The sequence below is a fragment of the Streptomyces sp. NPDC104309 genome, from assembly GCF_055584025.1.
This window is the reverse complement of record NZ_JBVJMV010000019.1, coordinates 13,139-32,914: the sequence shown is the minus strand read 5'-3', so window position 1 is coordinate 32,914 and position 19,776 is coordinate 13,139. Positions and strand designations below refer to the sequence as shown.

Annotated in this window: 19 protein-coding genes and 1 tRNA gene; 10 read left to right on the top strand and 10 right to left on the bottom strand. The window is 68.4% G+C overall.

What is annotated here, in order from left to right; translation table 11 throughout:
• Positions 1–197 precede the first annotated feature (197 nt).
• The 4 genes from ACZ68L_RS26160 to ACZ68L_RS26145 all read right to left on the bottom strand — a co-directional run bounded on the left by ACZ68L_RS26160 (position 198) and on the right by ACZ68L_RS26145 (position 2,839).
• Positions 198–1,028, bottom strand: coding sequence for an MBL fold metallo-hydrolase (locus ACZ68L_RS26160; RefSeq protein WP_469580937.1), 831 nt, complete (start codon positions 1,026–1,028; stop codon positions 198–200).
• On the bottom strand, positions 1,025–1,951 hold the full coding sequence (locus tag ACZ68L_RS26155; RefSeq protein WP_469580934.1) for an NUDIX hydrolase: 927 nt from the start codon (positions 1,949–1,951) through the stop codon (positions 1,025–1,027). Before ACZ68L_RS26155 ends, ACZ68L_RS26160 begins: the two co-directional genes overlap by 4 nt.
• 259 nt (positions 1,952–2,210) lie before the next feature.
• Positions 2,211–2,681 (bottom strand): RidA family protein, encoded by a 471-nt coding sequence (locus tag ACZ68L_RS26150; RefSeq protein ID WP_351077161.1) that lies wholly within the window; start codon positions 2,679–2,681, stop codon positions 2,211–2,213.
• Positions 2,681–2,839 carry a DUF4177 domain-containing protein gene (locus ACZ68L_RS26145; protein ID WP_003967454.1) on the bottom strand — a complete coding sequence of 53 codons (159 nt, stop codon included), beginning with the start codon at positions 2,837–2,839 and terminating at the stop codon, positions 2,681–2,683. The genes ACZ68L_RS26150 and ACZ68L_RS26145 overlap by 1 nt, the downstream gene beginning before the upstream one ends.
• Before the next feature lie 71 nt (positions 2,840–2,910).
• Here ACZ68L_RS26145 and bagA point away from each other — a divergent pair, with 71 nt between their 5' ends.
• Together bagA and bagB are read left to right on the top strand one after the other, a co-directional pair.
• The gene (gene bagA, locus ACZ68L_RS26140) at positions 2,911–3,909 is read left to right on the top strand and encodes an ATPase BagA (protein WP_469580930.1); all 999 of its coding nucleotides are present in this window, start codon (positions 2,911–2,913) and stop codon (positions 3,907–3,909) included.
• A gap of 287 nt (positions 3,910–4,196) precedes the next feature.
• Entirely contained in the window at positions 4,197–5,621 is a 1,425-nt protein-coding gene (bagB, locus tag ACZ68L_RS26135) for an ATPase BagB (protein ID WP_469581254.1), read from the top strand.
• Positions 5,622–5,634: 13 nt separating this feature from the next.
• On the opposite strand, the gene ACZ68L_RS26130 is transcribed toward bagB, so the two are convergent.
• Complete coding sequence (locus tag ACZ68L_RS26130) at positions 5,635–5,985, bottom strand: WhiB family transcriptional regulator (protein WP_187438703.1); 351 nt, start codon at positions 5,983–5,985, stop codon at positions 5,635–5,637.
• Between the two features lie 386 nt (positions 5,986–6,371).
• On the opposite strand from ACZ68L_RS26130, the gene ACZ68L_RS26125 reads away from it, so the two are divergent.
• Complete coding sequence (locus ACZ68L_RS26125) at positions 6,372–8,621, top strand: transglycosylase domain-containing protein (protein ID WP_469580928.1); 2,250 nt, start codon at positions 6,372–6,374, stop codon at positions 8,619–8,621.
• Between the two features lie 108 nt (positions 8,622–8,729).
• Here ACZ68L_RS26125 and ACZ68L_RS26120 read toward each other — a convergent pair whose 3' ends face one another.
• Positions 8,730–9,194 carry a GatB/YqeY domain-containing protein gene (locus ACZ68L_RS26120; RefSeq protein WP_469580925.1) on the bottom strand — a complete coding sequence of 155 codons (465 nt, stop codon included), beginning with the start codon at positions 9,192–9,194 and terminating at the stop codon, positions 8,730–8,732.
• 79 nt (positions 9,195–9,273) lie between these two features.
• Between ACZ68L_RS26120 and ACZ68L_RS26115 the strand changes: the two genes are divergently transcribed.
• From ACZ68L_RS26115 to ACZ68L_RS26095, 5 genes are all read left to right on the top strand, one after another.
• The gene (locus tag ACZ68L_RS26115; RefSeq protein WP_469580922.1) at positions 9,274–10,212 is read left to right on the top strand and encodes a metallophosphoesterase; all 939 of its coding nucleotides are present in this window, start codon (positions 9,274–9,276) and stop codon (positions 10,210–10,212) included.
• Positions 10,213–10,324: 112 nt separating this feature from the next.
• Positions 10,325–10,398 (top strand) — tRNA-Pro (locus tag ACZ68L_RS26110).
• A gap of 575 nt (positions 10,399–10,973) precedes the next feature.
• Positions 10,974–11,483, top strand: a complete 510-nt coding sequence (locus ACZ68L_RS26105; RefSeq protein WP_469580920.1) for a hypothetical protein — start codon at positions 10,974–10,976, stop codon at positions 11,481–11,483.
• A 436-nt stretch (positions 11,484–11,919) separates the two neighbouring features.
• A complete protein-coding gene (locus ACZ68L_RS26100) occupies positions 11,920–12,411 on the top strand; it encodes a hypothetical protein (RefSeq protein ID WP_469580917.1) in 492 nt (163 codons plus the stop codon).
• 126 nt (positions 12,412–12,537) lie between these two features.
• Positions 12,538–14,211, top strand: a complete 1,674-nt coding sequence (locus ACZ68L_RS26095) for a PE-PGRS family protein (RefSeq protein WP_469581251.1) — start codon at positions 12,538–12,540, stop codon at positions 14,209–14,211.
• Here the strand turns inward: ACZ68L_RS26095 and ACZ68L_RS26090 are convergent.
• The 4 genes from ACZ68L_RS26090 to ACZ68L_RS26075 all read right to left on the bottom strand — a co-directional run bounded on the left by ACZ68L_RS26090 (position 14,141) and on the right by ACZ68L_RS26075 (position 17,525).
• Entirely contained in the window at positions 14,141–14,983 is an 843-nt protein-coding gene (locus ACZ68L_RS26090; RefSeq protein ID WP_469580915.1) for a PE-PGRS family protein, read from the bottom strand. The genes ACZ68L_RS26095 and ACZ68L_RS26090 overlap by 71 nt on opposite strands.
• Before the next feature lie 178 nt (positions 14,984–15,161).
• Positions 15,162–16,685: a LacI family DNA-binding transcriptional regulator gene (locus ACZ68L_RS26085; protein WP_469580913.1), complete on the bottom strand. Its 1,524-nt coding sequence runs from the start codon at positions 16,683–16,685 to the stop codon at positions 15,162–15,164.
• Positions 16,686–16,715: 30 nt separating this feature from the next.
• The gene (locus ACZ68L_RS26080; protein WP_469580911.1) at positions 16,716–17,075 is read right to left on the bottom strand and encodes a helix-turn-helix domain-containing protein; all 360 of its coding nucleotides are present in this window, start codon (positions 17,073–17,075) and stop codon (positions 16,716–16,718) included.
• A gap of 198 nt (positions 17,076–17,273) precedes the next feature.
• Positions 17,274–17,525 carry a helix-turn-helix domain-containing protein gene (locus ACZ68L_RS26075; RefSeq protein ID WP_469580908.1) on the bottom strand — a complete coding sequence of 84 codons (252 nt, stop codon included), beginning with the start codon at positions 17,523–17,525 and terminating at the stop codon, positions 17,274–17,276.
• 626 nt (positions 17,526–18,151) lie between these two features.
• Here ACZ68L_RS26075 and ACZ68L_RS26070 point away from each other — a divergent pair.
• Positions 18,152–19,069, top strand: coding sequence for a hypothetical protein (locus tag ACZ68L_RS26070; protein WP_469580905.1), 918 nt, complete (start codon positions 18,152–18,154; stop codon positions 19,067–19,069).
• Entirely contained in the window at positions 19,066–19,764 is a 699-nt protein-coding gene (locus ACZ68L_RS26065) for an ATP-binding protein (RefSeq protein ID WP_469580902.1), read from the top strand. The genes ACZ68L_RS26070 and ACZ68L_RS26065 overlap by 4 nt, the downstream gene beginning before the upstream one ends.
• Positions 19,765–19,776 lie beyond the last annotated feature (12 nt).

Below are 19,776 nucleotides of genomic sequence, written 5' to 3'. Positions count from 1 at the left end.
ACACGATCCGTCCACCCGGACGGACGGGTGAAGGATCGACTGCCTCCGCAAGGCCCTGCCTCCCGGCGGGGCCTTGCGCATGTCCGTCCCAGGGGCTCTCGTTTGAATCTTGCCGGGCTCGCGTGCCCCGGTGCCGCGCCTGCTGATCCGGCCTGGCCCACGCGCCTGCTGATCCGGCGTGATCCCAACGAAGAGCCCTAGATCAGCCCGTGCTCGCCGAGGTACTCCAGCTGCGCCAGCACCGAGAGCTCCGCCGCGGGCCACAGGGACCGGTCCACGTCCACGTACACCTGCGCCACCACCTCCGACGCCGTCCGGTGTCCGGCCTCGACCGCCGTCTCCACCTGGGCCAGCCGGTGCGCGCGGTGCGCGAGGTAGAACTCGACCGCGCCCTGCGCGTCTTCCAGGACCGGGCCGTGGCCCGGCAGCACCGTGTGCACACCGTCGTCGATGGTCAGCGACCGCAGCCTCCGCAGCGAGTCGAGGTAGTCGCCGAGCCGCCCGTCCGGATGCGCGACGACCGTGGTGCCGCGTCCGAGGATCGTGTCCCCCGTCAGCACCGCCCTGTCTGCGGGCAGATGGAAGGAGAGCGAGTCCGCGGTGTGCCCCGGGGTCGGCACGACATGCAGCTCCAGCCCCCCGGTGGTGATCACATCCCCCGCCGTCAGGCCCTCGTCGCCGAGGCGCAGCGCCGGATCCAGGGCGCGCACCTTCGTACGGGTCAGCTCGGCGAAGCGAGCCGCGCCCTCCGCGTGATCGGGATGTCCGTGGGTGAGCAGAGTGAGCGCGATCCGGCGGCCCGCCCGTTCGGCGGTGTCCATGACGGCCCGCAGATGTATGTTGTCCAGCGGCCCCGGGTCGATGACGACCGCGAGGTCGGAATCCGGCTCGGCGACGATCCAGGTGTTGGTGCCGTCCAGCGTCATCGCCGAGGCGTTGGGCGCCAGGACATTGACGGTACGGGGGGTGGCCGGGCCGGACAGGACCCCACCGCGTGGCTGTCCGGGCAGCGCGGCCGCGTCGCTCATACGGCGTCACCTCCCCCGCCACCGTCACCGCCGAGGCCGCCGGCCGGCCCGCGCGGGATGTGCTTGGTGAACTCGTCGTGCCCCGGCCAGCTCAGCACCAGCTCGTCACCCTCCAGCCGCGCCTGTGCCAGCACGGGGGTGAGGTCCTGGGAATCCGCCGCCTTCAGCGCTTCGGCAGCCGTCCCGTACGGCCTGAGCGCCCGCAGTGTGGAAACGGTCGGCGGCATCATCAGCAATTCGCCCCTGTCGTACCCGTCGGCCGCCTCGCCGGGCCGGATCCACACGGTGCGGTCGGCTTCCGTGGAGGCGTTGCGGGTGCGCTGGCCTTCGGGGAGCGCGGCGACGAAGAACCAGGTGTCGTAGCGGCGCGGCTCGAACTCGGGGGTGATCCAGCGCGCCCAGGCGCCCAGCAGATCCGAGCGCAGCACGAGACCGCGCCGGTCCAGGAACTCCGCGAAGGACAGCTCCCGGGCGACCAGCGCCTCTCGGTCGGCCTCCCAGTCGGCGCCGGTGGTGTCGCTGACGACGGTGTCGGCGGCCGGGCCGGCGAGGAGGACGCCCGCCTCCTCGTACGTCTCGCGGACCGCCGCGCAGACGATGGCCTGGGCCTCGGCCCCCGTATCGACACCGAGCCGCTCGGCCCAGCTCTCCAGCGCGGGTCCGGCCCAGTCGACGAGCCGGTCGTCGTCGCGAGGATCGACTCCGCCACCCGGATAGGCGTACGCCCCGCCGGCAAAGGCCATGGAGGAGCGGCGGCGCAGCATGTGGACGGCGGCGCCGCCCTCGGTGCCGGCGGCCGGATCCCGGAGCAGCATCACGGTCGCGGCACGCCTGGGGGTCGCGGCCGTCAGCTCACCGGCGGCGAGTGCCCGGATCCGGTCGGGCCATTCCGGTGGGTACCACTGACCATTGGACTTGGACATGGCCGGAGGCTATCCGGAACCGCGACGATGTTCGAGAGGCATGTTGATCCGTACATGCCTTGTACACACCTGATCCCGCCCGGTCGTGACGACCGGACGGGATCGAAGAGCCGACAGCGGACACTCAGCAGGCGTACGGCCCACACGCCCGGCGACACAGCCGACGTACGGCTCGCAGGCCAACGGCCGCGGCAGGCGCAGAGCTCAGAACTCAGACCTCAGGCCCGGCCGCGACAGTTGCGCATCAGGTCCCGCCGCGTCAGGCCCCGACCAGCTCGACCTGGACCTCGACCTCCACCGGTGCGTCCAGCGGCAGCACCGCGACGCCCACCGCGCTGCGCGCGTGCACGCCCTTGTCGCCGAGGACCGCGCCCAGCAGCTCGCTGGCACCGTTGATCACGGCAGGCTGCCCGGTGAAGTCGGCGGCCGAGGCGACGAAGCCCACGACCTTCACCACACGCGCGATCCGGTCCAGGTCGCCCGCGACGGACTTCACGGCGGCCAGCGCGTTGAGCGCGCAGGTCTTCGCCAGCTCCTTGGCCTCGTCGGGTGTGACCTCCGCACCGACCTTGCCGGTGACCGCGAGCTTGCCGTCCACCATCGGCAGCTGGCCGGAGGTGTACACGTACACCCCGGACTGCACGGCCGGCTGGTACGAGGCCAGCGGCGGTACGACGTCCGGCAGCGTCAGCCCGAGCTCGGCGAGCTTCGCCTCTACGGAGCCCGCCACTACGCCTTCTCCCGCTTCAGGTAGGCCACGAGCTGCTCGGGGTTGTTCGGGCCGGGAACGACCTGGACCAGCTCCCAGCCGTCCTCGCCCCAGGTGTCCAGAATCTGCTTCGTCGCGTGCACGAGAAGGGGCACGGTCGCGTATTCCCACTTGGTCATGGCCCGACTGTAATGCCTGGCACGCACAGCCTCGTGCGTAGCCCGTGGCCCGACTGGTTAGGCTCGAATACGTGAGCAGGTTCCAGGTCGTCAGCGGCAAGGGTGGTACCGGTAAGACCACGGTCGCCGCCGCGCTCGCGCTCGCCCTCGCGACTGAGGGCAGGCGCACCCTCCTCGTGGAGGTCGAGGGCAGGCAGGGCATCGCCCAGCTCTTCGAGACGGAGTCCCTTCCGTACGAGGAGCGCAAGATCGCCGTCGCGCCGGGGGGCGGCGAGGTGTATGCCCTCGCGATCGACGCGGAGCGCGCCCTTCTCGACTACCTCCAGATGTTCTACAAGCTCGGCAGCGCGGGCCGGGCGCTCAAGAAGCTCGGTGCGATCGACTTCGCCACGACCATCGCGCCCGGCGTACGGGATGTACTGCTGACCGGCAAGGCCTGCGAGGCCGTACGCCGCAAGGACAAGCAGAACCGGTACATCTACGACTACGTGATCATGGACGCCCCGCCCACCGGGCGCATCACGCGCTTCCTCAACGTCAATGACGAGGTGGCGGGGCTGGCCCGGATCGGCCCGATACACAATCAGGCACAGGCCGTGATGCGGGTGCTGAAGTCCCCCGAGACCGCGGTCCATCTGGTGACACTGCTTGAGGAGATGCCCGTCCAGGAGACCGCGGACGGCATCGCGGAGCTCCGGGCCGCCGAACTGCCGGTCGGCCGGGTCATCGTGAACATGGTGCGACCGCATCTGCTGGACGAGGACACGCTGCGCACCGCGGCCGGGGGCCGCCGTAAGGAGATCGCCAAGGCGCTGACGCGAGCAGGCGTGACCGGCTCCGCGGGGCTCGTGCGCCCTCTGGTCGAGCAGGCCGCCGAGCATGCCCAGCGGGTCGAGCTGGAGCGCGAGCAACGTGCGGTGCTCTCGGGTCTGGAGCTGCCGGGGTACGAACTCCCCCTGATCGGCGAGGGGATGGACCCCGCCGGGCTCTACGACCTGGCGACCGAACTGCGCAAGCAGGGCGTGGGTGACGGGGCGGGACAAGGGCCGGGACAAGGGGTGGGTACGTGACACAGGGCACGAGTGCAGGTGCCGGCATCGGCACAACCACGGGCACCGGCACCGGCACCGATTCGGCCGCAACCACTGCCACAGGCATAGACACATCCCCGGACTCGGCCGCTACCGAGGTCACTACCACAGGCACGGGCACGTCTGTGTTCGCGGACAGGGTCACGGACACGAGCGGGGTCAAGAGCACGGTCCCGCCCACATTCACACCTATGTCCACACTTATGACCGCATCTGTGGACAAGACCACCGGAACGGACAGCGCCGCAACCACCACCGCCGGCGCCATGAACAAGGCCAGGGCCGCCACCACATCCACCGCCCAGGGCCCCTCACCCACTCCCGTACTGGACACCGACGCATTGCTCGACGACCCCGGGATCCGGATCGTCGTGTGCTGCGGTTCCGGCGGGGTGGGCAAGACCACGACCGCCGCGGCGCTGGGCGTTCGGGCGGCCGAGCGAGGCCGTAAGGTCGTCGTCCTCACCATCGACCCGGCCCGCAGGCTCGCCCAGTCCATGGGCATCGACTCGCTGGACAACATCCCGCGCCGGGTGCCGGGCATCGCGGGCGAGGGCGCCGGGGAACTGCACGCCATGATGCTCGACATGAAGCGGACCTTCGACGAGATCGTCGAGGCGCACGCGGACGGCGAGCGGGCCCGCGCGATCCTGGAGAACCCCTTCTACCAGTCCCTGTCGGCCGGTTTCGCGGGCACGCAGGAGTACATGGCGATGGAGAAGCTCGGCCAGCTGCGCGCGCGCAACGAGTGGGACCTGATCATCGTCGACACCCCGCCGTCGCGCTCCGCGCTGGACTTCCTGGACGCGCCCAAGCGGCTCGGTTCGTTCCTGGACGGAAAGTTCATCAAGCTGCTGATGGCCCCGGCGAAGATGGGCGGCCGGGCCGGGATGAAGTTCCTCAACGTGGGCATGTCGATGATGACCGGCACCCTCGGCAAGCTGCTCGGCGGTCAGTTCCTGCGCGACGTGCAGACGTTCGTGGCGGCGATGGACACCATGTTCGGCGGCTTCCGCACCCGGGCCGACGCCACGTACAAACTGCTGCAGGCGCCCGGTACGGCGTTCCTCGTCGTCGCGACACCGGAGCAGGACGCGCTGCGCGAGGCGGCGTACTTCGTGGAACGGCTGGCCGCGGAGGAGATGCCGCTGGCCGGTCTGGTTCTCAACCGTGTCCACGGCAGCGACGCCGCCCGGCTCTCCGCCGAGCGCGCCCTGGCAGCCGCAGAAAATCTTGACGGGGTCGGCATTGTGGATCAGGCGACCGGGAAGGCTGGACTTCGTGACCCGGCCGACTGGTCGGTAGCCTCTCCCGAAGCCGTAGCCACCCCCGCTGCCGCCCACAAAGACATCGATGACCGCGAGTTGGCCCCCGAAACGACCCGAGACTCCGAAAAGGATCCGGAAGCGGATTCGGAAACGGATCCGGAAAAAGATCCTGAACCGGCTTCCGGAGCTTCTCCCGAGGCCGCTTCCGTCGAGCACCTGACCGCAGGCCTGTTGCGGCTGCACGCGGAACGTATGCAGGTAGTCGCGCGCGAACGGCGTACTCGCGACCGCTTCACCGCGCTGCATCCCGAGGTCGCCGTGACCGAAGTGGCCGCGCTGCCCGGTGATGTACATGACCTCGCCGGTCTCCGGGCCATCGGGGACCGGCTCGCGACCGGTTCCGCCCCGGCCGGAGCTGCGTAGCCGCCCGTTCGCCCTATCCCACCGCGGCGTACCTCTCGTGGAGTTCGTCGTCGTCCAGTCCGATCGCCACGGGCAGGATGCCCGCAGACTGCTCGTACTCGCTGCGCGCGGTCTCCAGCAGCCGGCGCCAGGACGTGACGGTGGGCCGCCTGCGCAGCAGTGCGCGGCGCTCCCGCTCCGTCATTCCGCCCCACACGCCGAACTCGACGCGATTGTCCAGCGCGTCGGCCAGGCACTCGGTCCGCACCGGGCATCCGGTGCACACCGCCTTGGCCCTGTTCTGCGCTGCCCCTTGTACGAACAGTTCATCCGGATCAGTAGTGCGGCAGGCTGCCTGCGCACTCCAGTCGGTCACCCAGCCCATCACGGCGCCGTCCTCTCCCGAATCGAGGCTCCCCCACGGCGGTAGCGGCATATTCACCGCTGCCAGTTGAGGACGTTACGGAAGGCGGCGACAGCACAACACCCCCTTCGGGCCCAATCTTGGATGGCCCGAACGGACTATGCGTATGCGGCAGATCACCCAGGGGAGTGAGGGGAGGACATGCGCGACTATCCCCCTGAATTTGGGACAGATTTCCTGGATCACAACGGACGTTCGATGACACAGGAGGCGATTTCGGGAGCGCCTGAACGTGTGGCCGGATCGTGCACGGGGGTTGATGCGCAACGGGACTGCTGTGACAGTTGAGAGCAGCTTAGGCCAAGGCATATACGTGTGTCCGGCGAATGAGAACGTAGGCTGCCCCCATGCCAAAGAAGCGCTCGGGCGGGGGTCTCACGACGACCCAGCAGGCCGCCAAGTTCCTCGGTGTCGCCGCACTTTCCGGAGTTGTGCTCGCGGGCATCGCGCTGCCGGCCGCCGGAGCCCTGGGGCTCGCCACCAAGGGAACTGTCCAGGGATTCGACGAGATCCCGGCCAATCTCCAGACTCCGCCGCTGAGCCAGCGCACCACGATCCTGGACAGCAAGGGCGGAATGATCGCCACGGTGTACTCGCGCGACCGCACGGTGGTCAAGCTGAAGGACATCTCGCCGTACATGCAGAAGGCGATCGTGGCGATCGAGGACGCCCGCTTCTACGAGCACGGGGCGATCGACCTCAAGGGCATCCTGCGCGCACTGAACCGCAATGTGCAGACGGGCGGGGCCGCGGAGGGCGCCTCGACCCTCACGCAGCAGTACGTGAAGAACGTCTTCATCGAGGAGGCCGGCGACGACCCGGACAAGGTCGCGCAGGCCACTCAGCAGACCATGGGCCGCAAGATCCAGGAGCTGAAGTACGCGATCCAGGTCGAGGAGAAGCTCGGCAAGACGCGGATCCTGGCGAACTACCTGAACATCACCTTTTTCGGGCAGCAGGCATACGGCGTCGAAGCCGCCTCCCAGCGCTACTTCTCCAAGCCGGCGAAGGACCTGACGCTGGAGGAGGCCGCGCTGCTGGCCGGCATCGTGCAGTCGCCGAGCCGCTACGACCCGGTCAATGACACGGCGGAGGCGACCAAGCGGCGCAACACCGTGCTCCAGCGCATGGCCGACGTCGGTGACATCACACAGGCCGAGGCCGACAAGGCGAAGGCCAACCCGATCAAGCTGAAGGTCAAGAAGCCGAAGAACGGCTGCATCACGGCCGTCAGCGGTGCGGGCTTCTTCTGTGACTACGTACGCAACGTCTTCCTCACCGACCCGGCCTTCGGCAAGTCCAAGGAGGACCGGGCCAAGATCTGGAACCGGGGCGGTCTGACGGTCCGGACGACGCTCGACCCGCAGTCCCAGCAGTCGGTGCAGAACTCGATCAAGAGCCACGTCTACAAGTCGGACAAGGTCGCGACGGCCGTGACGCTGGTCCAGCCGGGCACCGGCAAGATCATGGGAATGGGCCAGTCCAAGCCGTACGGCTTCGGGCCCAACGAGACCCAGTACAACTACTCGGTCAACAAGAGCATGGGCGGCTCGAACTACGGCTTCCCGACCGGTTCGACGTTCAAGCCCTTCCTCGCCGCGGCGGCCATAGAGGGCGGCAAGCCGGCCACCCAGATGTACCCGTCCCCCTACGAGATGGACTACCCGGACACGGTGCAGTCCTGCGGAAAACCGTGGGTCAATGACGGCGTGCCGAAGTATCACCTGGAGAACGAGAGCGAGTCCGAGAAGGGGCCGTACGCGCTGAAGGAGGCGATGGAGAAGTCCGTCAACACCTACTTCGTGCAGATGCTCCAGGACATCGGCATGTGTCCGGTCTCGCAGATGACCGACAAGCTGGGTGTGGTGCAGGGCGACGGCGCCAAGCTGCCGCAGAACCCGTCCACGCTGACCCTCGGGTCCAACGGCCTGTCGCCGCTGACGATGGCCAGTGCGTACGCCGCCTTCGCCAACCGCGGCACGTACTGCACGCCGATCGCCATCGAATCGGTCAACAAGGCGGACGGCACCTCGCTGCCCGTGCCGAAGACCACCTGCTCACTGGCGATGTCGCAGACGACGGCGGACACCGTCAACACCCTGCTGCGCGGCGTGGTCGACTCCGGTACGGGCCAGGAAGCCGGCCTCCAGAGCCGCGACAACGCGGGCAAGACCGGTACGACCGACGCTCGTAAGAACGCCTGGTTCGTCGGCTACACGCCGAACATGTCCGGCGCGGTCTGGGTCGGCAGCCCGTCCCAGAGCGTCGAGATGGAGCGCATCACCATCGGTGGCGTGTACCAGGACAAGGTGTACGGCGGACAGGTCCCCGGACCCATCTGGCGAGACGCGATGACGGGCGCCCTCGATGGAGTGCCCGCACCCGCGTTCAACACCGTCAACATCCCCGACCCGCCCAGGAACGACCACAGGGACAGGGAGAGGGGCAGGGACAGGCGGGGCGCCGAGGGCAGCAAGCCCGGCAAGAAGCCCGGCAAGAAGAACCCGTTCCCCGGCATCAGCATCCCGCCGGACCTGATCGGCGGGAACAACGGCGGCCACCGCGGTCAGACCAACGGCGGTACGCAGGGCCCCTGACCCGTACGGCACACGCGCATGAAGGTGGGGCGCCCCGGATCGATCCTGATCCGGGGCGCCCCACCTTTTCGCGTACAGCCCTGTCCGTAGTCCGTACGGCGCACTGCCTCAGCCCGCCAGGAGCTTCTTCACCGCGGCGGCCACCCGGCCGCCGTCCGCGAGCCCCGCCACCTTCGGATTCACGATCTTCATGACGGCGCCCATGGCCCGCGGCCCCTCGGCCCCGGCGGCCCTGGCCTCTTCGACGGCGGACGCCACGATCGCGCCCAGCTCGTCGTCGCTCAGCTGCTTCGGCAGGTACGCGTCGAGCAGCTCGCCCTCGGCCCTCTCGCGCTCGGCCTGCTCGGCCCGGCCGCCCTGGGCGAAGGCCTCGGCCGCCTCACGGCGCTTCTTGGCCTCCTTGGCGATCACCTTCTGCACCTCGTCGTCGGAGAGCTCACGCGCCGTCTTGCCGCTGACCTCCTCCTTCGTGATGGCGGTGAGGGTCAGCCGGAGCGTGGACGAGGTCAGCTCGTCACGCGCCTTCATGGCCGTGGTGAGGTCTTCCTTGAGCTTGGACTTGAGCGTGGTCATGTGCTGATTGTGGCAGGTACGAGGCGCCCGTCGCCCTCCGGTTTTCTTCCCGCCGCACGGTGTCTGCGACGATGGGCACATGCGCGCACGCTACGGAGTACCCCTGAAAGTCACGGCAGTCGGCGCAGCGGTCGGCGTGGCCGGCCTCGCCTACGCCGCCGGATTCGAGGCCCGCTCGTTCCGCCTGCGGCGGGTCACCATCCCCGTACTCCCCGACGGGGCACGCCCGTTGCGCGTACTCCAGGTCTCCGACATCCATATGGTGAGCGGCCAGCGCAAGAAGCGCACCTGGCTGCAGTCGCTGGCCGGACTGCGCCCGGACTTCGTCGTGAACACCGGCGACAACCTCTCGGATCCCGAGGCCGTGCCCGAGCTGCTGGACGCGCTCGGTCCGCTGATGGAGTTTCCGGGCGTGTACGTCTTCGGCTCCAACGACTACTACGGCCCCAAGCTCCGCAACCCGGCCCGCTACCTCTTCGAGAAGGCCCAGGGCCGACACGGCCTCAACGGGAACACCCCGGCGGTCGGCGTCGTCCACAACCCCTGGGAGCCGATGCGCGACGCCTTCGACGAGGCGGGCTGGCTGGGGCTGTCCAACACCCGTGGCCGCCTCAAGATCGACGGCCTGGAGATCGCCTTCACCGGCCTGGACGACCCGCACATCAAGCGCGACCGCTACGCGGAGGTGTCCGGCGGCCCCGAGACGGGTGCCGACCTCTCCGTCGGCGTCGTCCACGCCCCCTATCTGCGCTCCCTCGACGCCTTCACAAGGGACGGTTACCCCCTGATCCTGGCCGGTCACACCCACGGCGGCCAGCTCTGCATCCCCTTCTACGGGGCCCTGGTCACCAACTGCGATCTGGACACGGACCGGGTCAAGGGCCTGTCCACCCACTCCGTCGAGGACAACCGCGCCTACCTCCACGTCTCCGCAGGCTGCGGCACCAACCGCTACACCCCGGTCCGCTTCGCCTGCCCCCCGGAGGCGACCCTGCTGACCCTGACCCCCCGTGTCTGATCAGCCACGGCCCCCTCACCCCTCCCCTGCCCTCAGCGGCACATAAACCGGATTTCGTCTGCGGGCGCGGGTGGGCTAAAGTAATCGATGTCGCCGGGACACCGGCGGCGATCGGGGTGTAGCGCAGCTTGGCAGCGCGCTTCGTTCGGGACGAAGAGGTCGTGGGTTCAAATCCCGCCACCCCGACAGCCGAAACACCAGGTCAGGGGCCTGATCCACTTAGTGGATCAGGCCCCTGAGTGGTTTCCAGGGCTCTTTTGGGAGCCGTTTGGGAGCCGACCTGGGAATCCGGCTCCCAGGGGCCAGCCGACGAGCTTGCCGGCTGGCCCGACGAGACGCTTACCGAGACGGGCACCCAGCGGCACCTCGCCGTGTGATCAAGCAGCCGGGCCCCAGCACCGGGGCGGCCTCCTCCGTCTTGCCGGGGAGCCTGAAGTCACAGCCCTCTCGGACGCCAGCCCAAGCGCTGGACCGCGAAGCGCTGCCCCAGGTCGACCTACCGGTCCTGCATTCGTAACGACTTAGAACAGGCCGTTCTCGTCCGGTTCGCAGTCCCCGGTGTCAACCAGCCGTTCAGGCACACAGAGCGACACGTCAGGAGTCCAAACGGTTTTTGATCGAGCTCCGACCGTGATCGAAGAGACAGACCCTGACGACCATCCCAGGACCACCTGCGAATTGATGCCGTCAGGACGAGCTTGAAACCGATCAGAAGCGTTCCTCACCCCGCCCCCCGGCGCCAGGAATCTACGGTGCGTCTCATGCGTAACGTCGAATACAAGAGCCATGGCTTGCCGCTTCAGGCGTACGAACTCACCCGGCACGATCACCGGTGGCAGAAGGACCTGGAGAACATCCAGCGGGCCGCCCACGAGCAAGTCGCCAAGCACCTGGACGAGGTCTACGCAGACCCCGTGCGGGCAGTCGCCCACCACGAGCGGCTCAGCGAGGTGTGGAAGCGCATCAAGTCGGTCAAAACGCCACCCCACGAGATCATGCGGTGGCGCGTGCGGCTCTACTGCGGGCACGTTGCTACGACCTCGTGTCATGCGGAGAACGACAAGCCGCCTCGCTCTACCACGTGCCCCGAGTGCGGCAATTATCCCTCGGCGATCGTTGCGTTCGAGCCGATCGGCCTCGCTGGCGAACCTCCCCGGGTCCAAACCGCGACACCAACGGCGCCAAGCAAGCCCAGCCGAGCGGAGCTGGAACGGCGCATCGCCCTCCTGGAGGAGGAAAACGAACGCCTTCAAACCGACCAGGCGACCTGAAATATTCGCATGCCGCGGGCCTCAGCCCAAGGGCTGCTGAGCTCACCGGCACACCCCCACGACACGTGATGCCAGCGGCGCCGCCATGCCTGTAGTCGGGGCACGGCAACCGAGCGGGTCACCCATGCGAGACACATCAGCGTGCCGCCGGCGCCCGGGACAGTACCCGACAGAAGGAGCCACCGGGCGGGACGCTAGCGGAATCGGACGATAAGCGACCGTCCAAATCGCTGCGATGCGCCAATGGTTGTGAGCCGCTATCCCAGGAACCTGAGGCTTGATGCCCTGGCGCACCGGGTATCGCAGGCGCATGCGGGCATGGGGAGAGGCTTTGTGGGTGGGACGCTGGGTGGAATCTCTACTGCCGGGCGTAGTGAGGCGTGTGCTGGAGGGTGGGGAGCCGCAACCGGGATGGATTCCGCGGCGGGTTCTGGCGGTGATCTCGGCCGATATCGACACTACCGCTGGTGTCGGGGCGGTCTGGATTGTCTGGCATCCGAAGTCCTCGCGGGCGCGTGAGCACACCGCGCTTCTGGAGTGGTACGACGAGCAGTGGCGGTACGTGGGCGGCGGCAGCGGTCCGGTGGATGACCCTGCCGACGTCGACGTGATCGAGGTCCGCGGCGGCGGGGGCGCGCTCAGCCTCACCCGCAGTCTCGACCCGCCGCACTCCTTCGCCACGGCCCCATGGATCAGCTGTGCCGCGGTCCATCTCGGGCGGGACGTCGGCCACATCCTCATCGGCAACCGCCGGATCGCCGCTCCCGAGCAGCGCAAGCTCGTCGCCGCTTGGACGTCCCAGCAAGTCAACCGCGGAGCCCGTCCCGTGATCGTGGCTTTTGGCCGCGATGGCACCGAACTCTCCCACATCGGCCCGCACGACAGTCTGGACACCCACACCTGGGCACGGTTGAGAGAGGAGATGTAGCCGGGCAGCCCGTCACGCCTCAGCCAGGAGCTGTCAGCGCCTTCGCCCCCGAATCCTTCTCAGGCGCCGTAAGAATCGTCTGATACGGGTTGTGCTGACGCAAGCACAGACGGTACGACCGTGAACATGCACCGTTGGTCGCCACTCAATGATCGTCAGCTGGCCCTGCTCACCCGCATCGGGGACGGGACGGAGCCTGTCACCTCAGACAGCCCGGAACTTGCTGCCACCGCTCGCGCCCTCAAGGGGCGGGGTCTGATCACCATGCCGAAGCAGAGCGGGAGGTGGCAGGCGGACATCACCAATGACGGGCGTTTCTACCTGGAGCACGGGCATCACCCTGATCGGCCGGAGCGGGCTCTGCGCGGGCAGCGTTCGACGGCCCCCGAGCCGAATCCACAGGTTGGCCCTCCCCGTGGTCGGCAGACGGCGCCGTCATCCGAGACGAAACCTGCGCGTGCTGCGAAGCCCCCGCGCCCCTCACCGGCGAAGGTCGGAGCTGCCCTGATCGCCGAAGTGCAGCAGGCCGGACGTTTCCTCCGCGTCCCGAACCCGAGCGAAGAGGAGCGGGCCCGCTACCGGAGAGCATTCGACGCGGCGCGGCAGTGTGCCCCCGCGGGATACCACCTCAGGCACAGCGGGCGGACGAAGGGTGACTTCTTCCTCGGCCTGCTCAGGGCGACCGGCGAGGACGACACCGAGTGGAACCGGATCCGCCTGGCACGCAGCCGTGTGATCACCGACGTTGAGGACGTGATCGCCGCGGTCACCGCGGACCACAGTGCCTTCGAGATCTCCGAGGAGGTCCTCCCCCGGGTGCTCTCACTGCTCCGGCTCCTCGCCGAGCAGGCCCTCGTCCGCCATGGCGAGATCGCGGTGTCCAAGAAACGCAGGCAGCCGAGACCCCTTCTCACCATCCACGGCAGGACGTACGAGATCAGCTTCCGCGAGCGGCAGAAACAGGTCAGATACGTGCCCGAGCGGCCGGGCCGACGTACTTACGACTGGCAGCGGGTCACTCCGGCGCAACGGTTTGAGCCGTCCGGCGAGCTTGAGCTGCAATTCACCCAGCAGTCGGGCTACGGCTGGAACAAGGACTGGGCCGACACCGTCAAGAAGCCGCTGGAGGACCAGATTGGTTCGGTCTTCCGAGCGCTCAAGGCGCGTGCGGAAGAACAGGAGCGGTCTCGGCTGAAGCACGAGGCTGAGCAGCGGCGGCTGCGGGAGGAGCGGGAAGCGGAGCAGCAAAAACTGCGCGAGGAGCGGGAGCAGCAGGAGAAAGAGCGCCGTCTGCGGGAAGCGGAGGAGAAGGAGCGGCGGCGGCGGGAGTGGGAGGCGGCCGTCAGCGTCGCGTCGATCAAGGCCGTGGACGCGGTGCGGGCCGAGCGCTTCAGCACGGCCTTGGAGCAGTGGCGAACTGCGGGGGAGGTGAGGGACTTCTGCGCAGCTCTGGACGAAGCCGCCGTCACGTCCGACGACGTCCTCGACGCCGAAAGGCTGCGGGAGTGGTCGGCGTGGGGGAACGCCGAGGCCGACCGGCTCGACCCCACCATGAGCGGCAGGGGACTTGCCGGCTACAACTTCCACGCGCAGCCGACGGGAGACCAGCTGCGGCCGTTTCTCGACGGCTGGCACCCACAGCGGCCGGAGAAGGAGGAGCTACCGAAGAAGGAGAGGTCTCAGGCGGAAGTCGCGCCACCCAAGCCGGAGCCAGACCGGCGGCGCGACTTCAGCGACGAACGTCTGGACCAAGGCTGGAGATATGGACGCCAAGGTCGCGCTCAATGGTGGAGGCGATGACGCCATGCCCGCGGTCGCGTAGGGCTGTCACCGCGCGCTCGACCAATTGCCCGAGCCGGATGACCTCGGCGCGCAGGGCGACCAGTTCGTCGTAGCGCTCGGACTTGTCCTCGCCGCACCACGCCCGCACGGCCCTCAGGATGGCCGCTTCCGCGTCCAGCTTGCGGTCGTCCCGGCGGCTGTAGGAGTACCAGGAGGACTGGGCACGTTCCTGCTCCAGGCTCTGCTGCTTGCGGTCCACCTCCGGCAGGATCGTGTCGGCGAGGCGGTCGGCAACATGACGGGCGAGGCGTTCTGTGACCGGCCAACCGGCCAGGCACAGGCCGTCGCGGTTCTCGTAGACCATAGGGTCGTCCCGCAGTTCCGCGGCGTCCCTGCCGACGAGCGGTGCGGTCTCATCCAACCGGCCCATGTCCAGAATTCCGGCGTCCGGGACGCCTCGTCGTAGGCGCAGTTTGCTCTTCGGTCGGACGAACCCGAGGATCAGCCGCGCGGCCTCGAAGTCTGTGCTGCCTCTCACGTGTCGCGATGCCTCGGCCAATGCCAGTTCCGCCTTGTCGTCCGCGCGGAACGTTTCGACCTTCGCCCACGGCGCAACGAGGGAAGTGGGATTGACCCATTCCTGCAGGCCGGCGGCGTCGCCTTCGAGGAACCGCACGTGGACCCAGCCAGTCCTGCCGGGGCCGCCCACACGAACGATCTCTACCTGGCGAACCGCGCTGCCCAGTTCCTTCGGTCTCGCGCGGTATGCCCAGTGCTCGCCAATCTCCATGTGCCTATTGAGCCAGGTCTGTTGATGCCGGCGCCCGTCGATTTGCCAAAACCACCAGAAGGAACCGAGCGCCCCAGATTCCCGTCGACGTGATCAGGCCCGGTAGGCCCAGCGCGCTTCGAGCGACGAGGAAGCACCTGTGCCCCGTAGGGGACACAGGCGCAACTCACCGCTGGCACTACGCCAGGTCAAGTGCCTGCCTGCGTGCGCGCAGAAGGTCATCGAGCACGCGCACCGGTGACGTGGGACGCATGGCAAGCCGCGCGTCTAGAGCCGCCTCCCACTGTTCGGTCAGACCGAGCATGAGCCGCTTGCGCATGCCGGGCGTGACGTGGGCGTAGCGCGCCGAGACCGATCCGTCGATGTGGCCCATGCGCTCGTCCATGAGCACCTTCTCGGTGCCGAGGTCCTCCATCATGGTCCGGTGGGTGTGGCGGAGCCCGTGGGGTGTGAGGCCCTTGGCGATCGGGAGCCAGCATGAGTCGGCCCGCGCACTGGCGCCGCGCCCTCGCGCCGGGACACCAGGCCAAGGTTCGCCAAGTAGCGGCACAGGCCGTGGTTCTTGCGGCGCCTTCTTCGGGTACCAGCCTGAGACCGCAGGGGTGAACAGCCATGTCGCGAAACCGTTCCTGCGCCAGTGGGCTGCGTGCGTCGGCACCGCGCCGCCCCGTACGAAACCGAGGTCCGCGATGGCCTTCTGGACCCGTACCCGCGTGGCTTCGGCGACGTGGTCGGGGCGGTTAAGGACATTGGACACCGTCCCTGTGGAGACACCGGCCAGGCGCGCGACGTCGACGAGCTTCGCACCCAGGTGGCCACCCGTACGAGCCGTGCCCTGCCCGCGGAAGACGTAGGTCCTGCCATGGCACGAGCAGGGAGTCGGCTTCGTGCGGGCGATGTGGTTGGCGACCAGGGCCGACAGCCAGTCCATGGAGTCGATGGTGCGGTAGCTGTCGTCCTTGGGTGGGCAGCGCACCAGCTCCCCCGAGTCGAGTTCGTACAGCTGCCACTCGACCCGAACAGCCGCGGGACGGACGAACTCGGTCTCCAGGCCCACGATCTCGCCCCAGCGCTTGCCGGTGTATCCCTTGAGGACGACGGCGACGAACTCGTCATCGCGGCCGGACAGCAGGGCGGCTCTCTCGGCGGTCAGCAGGATGCCGACCGCGTCGGTGACGACCTTCTCCGGCCCGCGGTCTCGTGAGCGGCCGGCGCGCTTGCCGCGCCCGCGCCTCCTGGCCGCCGGGTTCGACGTGATCAGGCCCTCGTCGATCGCGTCCTCAAAGATCAAGTGGAGTGTCGAGCGCCAGGTCTTGACGCTTGAGGCCGCGTACACGGCCCTCTCCTTCTTCTCCCAGACATCGACGTCGATGCGCAGGATGCCGGCAAGCCCCTTGTCCTCGAAGTCGGGGAGCAGGTGCTCCTCGATGTGGCGCTTGTAGTTCTGCATCGTCGAGGCGGCCAGGTCCTGGGCGTCGTACCAGCGGCTCGCGTACTCGCCGAAGGTCTCCTGGCCGAGTGCCGGGTCCCGCCAGTCGCCGCGCCGGTACTTGTTCTCGGCCTCGCTCGCGGCGCGCTGGGCCTCGCCCTTGGTGGCGAACTTGATCGCCTTGCCGCTCTCGTCGACGACCGTGAGGTGCTTGCCAGGTGCGGTCTTGTACCGGCCGCGCCAGTAGTTTCCGCGCTTCTCCGCGAAACCCACGCTCCTCCTTTCCCTTGATACGTGGTCGCGTCAGGCGACGGTGCTGAACTGGCTCTGCCTGACGCGGAATGGAGGCCGCGCCCGCAGTCGGGTTGTCGGCGCGGCAAGCTGGGGGCGCTGGGGCGCGTTCGCCTGCTGGGCGTGTGCCTTCGCGACGGTCCGAGCTGTGGAGGGCTGGGATGCACGTGCGGGCCGCTCCTCATGGAGGCGGATGATCTCCGCGAGGTGTTCTGCGGTGAAGCGATACGCGCGGCCAACCCGGGTAAAGGGGATCAGCCGCCGGCGGGCCCGGTCCTTGACCCACCAGGCGGAGCAGCCGAGAGCAGCAGCAATTTCCTCTGGGCGGTAGAGGCGGGACAGCGCTACCTCGGCGCCTGGCTGCTCAGCCACGCGAGATCGCCTCCTTCGCGGTACGGAGGCGGAAGGGCAACAGGGCAGGGGGAATGGCCTCTCGGTGCAAGGAGGTTCCTTCTCTGGCGCGGCCGTGCGGACACGGATAAGCCGGTCTTGGTGGTTCAGGTACGGGCGAGGTGATGTACGTAGCGGCTGCCGGGTGTTGGCCCACCCGGGAGCACTGTGCGGGCTCCGCTAACTCGTCTCGGCGAGCAGAGCGAGCGGCGAGACGTCGAGGGCGGCTGCGATGGCGACGAGATCGTCGACGTCGCAGCGACGCTGCCGGCATTCGATGCGGGACAACATCGTGATTGTCATGGGGCGGCCGAGCGCGGTCACCCGTTCGGCCAGCTGACGCTGGGCGAATCCGCGCGCTGCGCGGGAACGGGTAATGGCGCGGGCGGTCAGCACGCCGGCCGGACCAATTCCCAGAGGGCTTTCAGGCATGGGTCTGTTGTAGCTTGCAATGCGCGGTTTTGGTAACCGGCGATCTGCTGCTATGTTCCGCGTCTTTTTTGTCAGATCTGGTCCTCTGATCTCTCGCGAGCGACGCAACATAGCCTTGAATCCGCCGTTGACCAAATTTCTCGAACCACTCTGATGACGCGTCACCTGAGGAGTCCCTGACGTGGGGCTCTTCTGTCGCCGGCCCACATCGAATGCTCACCGAAGCCACCCCGGGACCGATTACCGGTTGCCCCTTTTATGCCACTTCTTCGTCAACCGCCAATTCGGGTCTATCGTTTCAGGGAAGCCGTGCACGAAGCGTTCGCCGAGAGCTGTTTGATTTCTCGGCAGAATGCTGGACTTGTGCGGGGAGGGTGTGGCTGTCTTGGCCATGCGCCCGAAACCCTTGCGGCTCCGAGCGCATGAAAAACCCCCGGCGGGCCAACGCCGGGGGTCAGGAAGTCCCCTACCGATATCGCCCGTACCTGAACGATCAAGACGGTGGCGGTCACAACGCCACCGGGTGAGGAACCGTCTATGCCCCAACAAGCTACAGCCCTCGCGGCCGTAGTCGCATCCTCGTCGCCGAACTCCTCTGCTCTGCCCACGAAGGCGGGGCGATAGGCATGGCGCGGATACGCACCATCAAGCCGGAAGCCTTCATCTCCGAGTCGCTCGCCGCAGTGAGTGTCCACGCAGAGCGGACCTTCTTCGGCCTCCTCACCCAGGCAGACGACCACGGCCGCTTCCGAGATCAGGCCGCCGTCATCGCCGGCGCCCTATGGTCCCTGCGCCCCGAACACGGCCCGCTGGAAGTCGAGGACGACCTCACGCAGCTCGACGGTGCCTGTCTGATCTGCCGGTACGAGGGCGACGACGGTAAGCGATACCTGCACATCGTCACCTGGGCTCGCCACCAGAAGATCAACCGGCCCAGCGGCAGCCGCTGCCCGGCCTGCCCGCGCCACCAGGGCGGCCGATCGGCCGAGGCGGCCTCGCCTGTTCACGGTGTCCTCCGTGAACAGGCGGTGAGCCCTCACAGTGGAGGACCTGAGGGGTCCCGCGAATGCAGCGAGCCCTCCGTGTACCGGGAAGTCGCAGGTCAGGGCAATTTCAGTGAGCCCTCACCACAACGCCGGGAGACTGCAGTGAGGGATCAGGGTGCGGATCTAGGACCTAGGATCCTGGATCTAGGATCACCTCCGGTGGGGAGCGCCAGCGCCCCCGCGCCACCCACCGGCTCGGGCTCAATCTCGGCCAAGGACTTGGTCGGCGAGTACGTCGCCTCCTGCGAACACCGCCCGCCCAGCGACGTGCTGGGCCGCCTCGGCAAGATGGCTGGCAAACTGCTCAGCGAGGGCATCTCTCCCGACCATATCCGCGCCGGGATGAGCCGCATGCGTGCCAAGAACCTGTCCGTGAGCCTGCTGCCGAGCCTGGTCAACGAGGCCATGAACGCCCCTCAGGCAGCTGCCGCCCCGCACCGAGCATGGACCAACCCGGCACCCGCTGACATCGAGGCGGCCTACGGAGGCCAGCTGTGACCACAGCCGCCACCAGCCATGAACCGCAGCGCATCAGCTCCCTGGCGGCCCGCCTCGGCACGATCCTCGCCGACCGGGGCATCGACGCAACCGCCGCACCCGCCGAGGCCCCTTCGGAGCGGGTGACCGCACTGGAACTGGCCGAGGCCCGCATCCCGCCCCGCTACCGCCACGCCCTCGCCGGCCACCAGCAGGTTGCCGCCTGGGCCCACGAGGTGGCCCTCGCCGCGCGGCCCGGCCCGAGCGGCACCCGGGGCATCGCGCTCGGACCGTCCCTGCTGATCGCCGGGCCCACCGGCACCGGCAAGACGCACCAGGCGTACGGCGCGGTGCGGTCGCTACTGACCGCCGGGGTGCGACTGCGGTGGGAGGCAGCCACCACGGCCGACCTGTACGCCCGCTTGCGCCCACGCGCCGGCCACGACGCCGAGCGAGACCTCGCCACTCTCAGCAGTTGCCCACTGCTGATCCTGGACGACCTCGGCGCAGCCAAGCAGTCGGAGTGGACCGAGGAGATCACGTATCGGCTGATCAACCGCCGCTACACCGACCTGACCCCCACGCTCATCACGACCAATCTGCCGACCGCCGCGCTGCGCGACGCCGTCGGCGACCGCGTCGCCTCCCGTCTCGCCGAGATGACCACGACCGTCGTCCTCACCGGCGCAGACCGTAGACGCCGGCCCCGCGCCTGACCGCACGGCGCC

Bases quoted from the DNA above. Each gene is read 5' to 3' on its own strand.
- bagB (WP_469581254.1), top strand. From the start codon at position 4,197: ATGAACAAGGCCAGGGCCGCCACCACATCCACCGCCCAGGGCCCCTCA.
- ACZ68L_RS26160 (WP_469580937.1), bottom strand. From the start codon at position 1,028: ATGAGCGACGCGGCCGCGCTGCCCGGACAGCCACGCGGTGGGGTCCTG.
- ACZ68L_RS26105 (WP_469580920.1), top strand. From the start codon at position 10,974: ATGCGTAACGTCGAATACAAGAGCCATGGCTTGCCGCTTCAGGCGTAC.
- ACZ68L_RS26075 (WP_469580908.1), bottom strand. From the start codon at position 17,525: ATGCCTGAAAGCCCTCTGGGAATTGGTCCGGCCGGCGTGCTGACCGCC.
- ACZ68L_RS26125 (WP_469580928.1), top strand. From the start codon at position 6,372: ATGCCAAAGAAGCGCTCGGGCGGGGGTCTCACGACGACCCAGCAGGCC.
- ACZ68L_RS26130 (WP_187438703.1), bottom strand. From the start codon at position 5,985: ATGGGCTGGGTGACCGACTGGAGTGCGCAGGCAGCCTGCCGCACTACT.
- ACZ68L_RS26155 (WP_469580934.1), bottom strand. From the start codon at position 1,951: ATGTCCAAGTCCAATGGTCAGTGGTACCCACCGGAATGGCCCGACCGG.
- ACZ68L_RS26090 (WP_469580915.1), bottom strand. From the start codon at position 14,983: ATGGAGATTGGCGAGCACTGGGCATACCGCGCGAGACCGAAGGAACTG.
- ACZ68L_RS26115 (WP_469580922.1), top strand. From the start codon at position 9,274: ATGCGCGCACGCTACGGAGTACCCCTGAAAGTCACGGCAGTCGGCGCA.
- ACZ68L_RS26145 (WP_003967454.1), bottom strand. From the start codon at position 2,839: ATGACCAAGTGGGAATACGCGACCGTGCCCCTTCTCGTGCACGCGACG.
- ACZ68L_RS26120 (WP_469580925.1), bottom strand. From the start codon at position 9,194: ATGACCACGCTCAAGTCCAAGCTCAAGGAAGACCTCACCACGGCCATG.
- ACZ68L_RS26070 (WP_469580905.1), top strand. From the start codon at position 18,152: ATGGCGCGGATACGCACCATCAAGCCGGAAGCCTTCATCTCCGAGTCG.
- ACZ68L_RS26095 (WP_469581251.1), top strand. From the start codon at position 12,538: ATGCACCGTTGGTCGCCACTCAATGATCGTCAGCTGGCCCTGCTCACC.